Origin of the sequence: Streptomyces gossypii, assembly GCF_025165795.1 — a bacterium.
GTDB lineage: Bacteria > Actinomycetota > Actinomycetes > Streptomycetales > Streptomycetaceae > Streptomyces > Streptomyces gossypii.
Genome location: NZ_JAJAGO010000038.1, coordinates 1 through 3,092, shown reverse-complemented (window position 1 = coordinate 3,092; position 3,092 = coordinate 1). Strand labels below are relative to the sequence as shown.

Annotated in this window: 2 protein-coding genes; both read left to right on the top strand. The window is 66.7% G+C overall.

The window, feature by feature from the left end; translation table 11 throughout:
- A partial coding sequence (locus tag LHJ74_RS34025; protein WP_260222228.1) for a beta-ketoacyl reductase occupies nt 1-926 on the top strand: 926 nt, incomplete at its 5' end.
- A 48-nt stretch (nt 927-974) separates the two neighbouring features.
- The coding region (locus tag LHJ74_RS34020; RefSeq protein ID WP_260222227.1) for a type I polyketide synthase at nt 975-3,092 on the top strand (2,118 nt) is incomplete at its 3' end.

Below are 3,092 nucleotides of genomic sequence, written 5' to 3'. Positions count from 1 at the left end.
TCTCTTCGGCGGCTGGGGTGTTCGGTGCTCCGGGGCAGGGCAACTACGCGGCGGCGAATGCGTTCTTGGACGGTCTGGCGGCGCGTCGGCGGGCGGAAGGGCTTGTCGGTACCTCCATCGCCTGGGGGCTGTGGGAGCAGGCCAGTGGGATGACCGGGCATCTGGATCAGCAGGATCTGGCTCGGATGAGTCGTAGCGGGTTCAGTGGGTTGTCGACGGAGCAGGCGTTGGGTCTGCTTGATGAGGCGCTCGGGACTGACCAGGCGCTGGTTGTGGCTATGCGGTTGGATGTGGCCCGGCTTCGTGCTCAGGCTGCTTCTGGGTCGGTGCTTCCGTTGTTGCAGGGGCTGGTGCGGGCGCCGTCGCGGCGTATCGCGAGTGCCGCTGTTGACAGTGACGGGTTGGTCCGGCGTTTGGTCGGGTTGTCGGAGGTTGAACAGCGCCGTTTTCTGAGTGACCTTGTGCGTACTCAGGCGGGCGGTGTTCTGGGGCATGGTTCGCCGGAGTCGATCGGTGCGGGTCAAGCGTTCAAGGACATCGGGTTCGATTCTTTGACGTCGGTGGAGTTGCGTAATCGTCTCGGCGCTGCCACCGGTCTGCGTCTGCCGGCCACGATGGTCTTCGACTATCCCACTCCGGAGACCCTGGCTGAGCACATCCGAGGGGAGTTGGTGAGCAGCGGTGGTAATGGCGCAGCCGCCGAAACCCGCCTTATCGAGGAGCTATCGCGACTTGAGGCGGCCCTCTCCACCGTGCAGCCGACTGGCGACGCGCGAACCGCGCTCAGCACCCGGCTGCGGGCCCTCCTCTGGAAGCTGGATGACGCGCCGAACGAGGCGGACTCTGCCGACAAACAGGAAGCCATCGAGTCCGCGACCAGTGCGGAAATGATCGCCCTGATGGAGAAAGAGCTCGGCCTGAACTGATCCGACCCCACGCCGCCGCCCATCCTTCACGTCGGAGGTAATTGTCAGATGGCTAACGAAGAGGGCAAACTCCTCGACTACTCCAAACGGCTTATGGCGGAGCTCGTGCAGACCCGCGAGCGGTTGAGCCTGCTGGAGAAGCAAGCTCGGGAGCCGATCGCGATTGTCGCGATGAGCTGCCGGTATCCGGGAGGAGTGGAGACGCCGGACGACCTATGGCGATTGGTCGCCTCCGGCCAGGACGCGGTCGCAGAGTTTCCGTCCGACCGGGGTTGGGACGTGGACGGCCTGTATGACGCGGACCCGGACAGCCTGGGGAAGTCCTACACCCGCTACGGCGGATTCACGGACGGCGTCGGAGGATTCGACGCGGCCCTGTTCGGGATCTCCCCGCGTGAGGCGTTGGCGATGGATCCGCAGCAGCGGCTGCTGCTGGAATCCACGTGGGAGGTGTTCGAACGCGCCGGAATGGATCCGCTGTCGCTGCGGGGCTCCCATGTAGGCATCTTCGCTGGGGCGATGGCTTCGGATTACGTACTCGGCATCGCTTCCAGCGAAGGCGCTGAAGGATTCGCGGTCACGGGCAGTCTGAGCAGTGTCGTCTCGGGCCGCGTTTCCTACACCTTCGGTCTGGAGGGGCCGGCGGTGACGGTGGACACGGCGTGTTCGTCGTCGTTGGTGGCCATGCACCTGGCGGCGCAGGCTCTGCGGTCGGGTGAGTGTTCGCTGGCGCTCGCTGGCGGAGCCACCGTCATGGCCAGCCCGAAGGCGTTTGTGGAGTTCAGCAGGCAGCGGGGTCTGGCTGCTGACGGGCGGTGCAAGTCATTTGCGGCTGCGGCCGATGGCACCGGCTGGGGCGAGGGTGTGGGTCTGCTGCTGCTGGAGCGGTTGTCGGATGCTGAGCGCAACGGGCATCCGGTGCTGGCGGTGATCCGTGGCAGCGCGGTCAACCAGGACGGAGCGAGCAATGGGCTGACGGCGCCGAACGGTCCGTCGCAGCAGCGGGTGATCCGGCAGGCGCTGGCGAACGCGGGTCTGGGCACATCCGACGTCGACGCCGTCGAAGCACACGGCACGGGCACCACCCTCGGGGATCCGATCGAGGCGCAGTCGCTGCTGGCTACCTATGGTCAGGACCGGCCGGAGGAGCGTCCGTTGTGGCTGGGGTCGGTGAAGTCGAACATCGGGCACACCCAGGCTGCGGCCGGAGTGGCTGGTGTGATCAAGATGGTGATGGCGATGCGGCACGGGGAGCTGCCCCGGACGCTGCATGTCGATGAGCCGTCGTCGCATGTGGACTGGTCGGCGGGATCGGTGGCGCTGCTGACCGAGGCCCAGCCGTGGCCGGAGACCGATCGGCCGCGGCGGGCCGGGGTGTCCTCGTTCGGTGTCAGTGGCACCAACGCCCACGTCGTCCTCGAACAACCCGCATCAGGTGAGCCGGAATCCGCGCCTGCCCAGGATGACACCGACGGCGGGACGGTCGATGTGCCGGTGGTGCCGTGGGTGCTCTCCGCGCAATCTGAAGCAGGCGTGCGTGCACAGGCAGAGCGGCTGCACCAGCACATGACCAGTCACCCGGAACTGGCCGTCGGCGATGTGGGTTATTCGCTGGCCACCACACGGGCGGCTCTCGACCACCGCTCGGTCGTGGTCGGAGACAGCCGGGAGATGCTGCTCACCGGCCTGGATTCTCTGTCGCGTGGTGACGTGGTTTCGGGTGTGGTGTCGGGTGTGGTTCGCGGTGATGCCCGGACGGTGGTGATGTTCCCGGGGCAGGGGTCGCAGTGGGTGGGGATGGCGGTCGGTCTGGCTGAGGAGTCGCCGGTGTTTGCCGGGCGGTTGCGGGAGTGTGCGGATGCGCTTGCTCCGTATGTGGAGTGGGATCTGCTCGATGTGCTGCACGGTGCTGCCGGTGCGCCTGGGCTGGATCGGGTGGATGTGGTGCAGCCGGTTCTGTTTGCGGTGATGGTGTCGTTGGCTGAGTTGTGGCGTGCTCATGGTGTGGAGCCTGCTGCGGTGTTCGGTCATTCGCAGGGTGAGATCGCTGCGGTGTGTGTGGCCGGTGGGTTGTCGTTGGCGGACGCGGCGAGGGTGGTGGCTCTGCGCAGCCGGGCGTTGGTGGCGTTGTCCGGTGGTGGTGGGATGGTGTCTGTCGCGTCGGGT